Origin of the sequence: Salinimicrobium sp. WS361, from assembly GCF_050750585.1 — a bacterium.
Lineage (GTDB): Bacteria > Bacteroidota > Bacteroidia > Flavobacteriales > Flavobacteriaceae > Salinimicrobium.
Window position 1 is genome coordinate 1 of sequence record NZ_JBOJLM010000054.1, and the last position, 977, is coordinate 977.

2 protein-coding genes are annotated in these 977 nt (G+C 43.1%); both read right to left on the reverse strand.

The window, feature by feature from the left end; translation table 11 throughout:
- Window positions 1-75: 75 nt before the first annotated feature.
- Window positions 76-567 (reverse strand): transposase, encoded by a 492-nt coding sequence (locus tag ACQ93I_RS17195; protein WP_431699606.1) that lies wholly within the window; start codon window positions 565-567, stop codon window positions 76-78.
- Window positions 554-977, reverse strand: a 424-nt coding sequence (locus ACQ93I_RS17200) for an IS110 family transposase (RefSeq protein ID WP_431699607.1), incomplete at its 5' end; no start/stop codon positions are given. The genes ACQ93I_RS17195 and ACQ93I_RS17200, both read right to left, overlap by 14 nt.

A 977-nucleotide genomic window follows, 5' to 3' on the forward strand; every position in this document is an offset into this window, starting at 1 on the left:
GCAATTGGCCACGTACAGTGTTTTGTGATACAGGCTTAAGTGGTTTGAGCTGGTTTATATTACTTTTTCTTGATATTATGATACCACTCCTATCTCATAGGGAGTTTCTGTTTTTATAACTGCAAGAGTCCTACTCAAGAGTTTGTGAGCGATTTTTATAATGATTTTTTTGTCATCTTTTCCTAAATGCGTGCGATAATAAGCCTGCATCACAGGGTCGGTGCGAATGGCCTGCCAGGAAGCTTCCACGAAATAAGATCTGATCAAACGGTGGGATCTGGGATTCATTCCCATGGCTTTATTTGAAGCACCACTTTGATGTACTCCTGGCGCAATACCAACGTATCCGGCCAGTTGTTTCAGGGAATTGAACCGGCGAAGATCTCCAAGTTCTGATATAATTCCCACGGCAACAATTCCGCCAATTCCCGGTATACTTTTTAAAAGTGGATATTCAGGACTAAGCTGACCCCTCTGAAGATCACCTTTTAGGTATCTGTCATTCCGGCGGATGCTGACCCCTTTAGAAAATAAAAAAAGCTGGCTGGAAAAATTATTCAGGAGCATGTTGACCCCTCTGAAAAAGATAATAATCCTTTTTATAATGCTTACGACAATATGCCCGTAGCTGATTAGTAACCTGACGTTTCTCCTGGTCTATAAATCTGAAGCTACGCATGCGGCTGTTTAAGGTCTCACGGGCAGTGCCATAATCAAAAGGTAGGTTGTCCAGCCAGTTACGGAATTTATGGCTCCAGTGGTCATTATCAAATTCTTCAGGTACTTTGATCCCGAAGTAGAGTAACTGCATTTTGATCATAGACTTGATGCGACGCAAATCTTTAACGAGATCATTCCGGCGGCGGAACAGGCTGCGAAGCTCTTCTCGTTTTTTATCGGGAACCACAATACTCTCCAGACGGCCATCCTTGAGTTCCCTGCTGATGAGCTGGGCATCGATTTTATCTGTTTTGGTA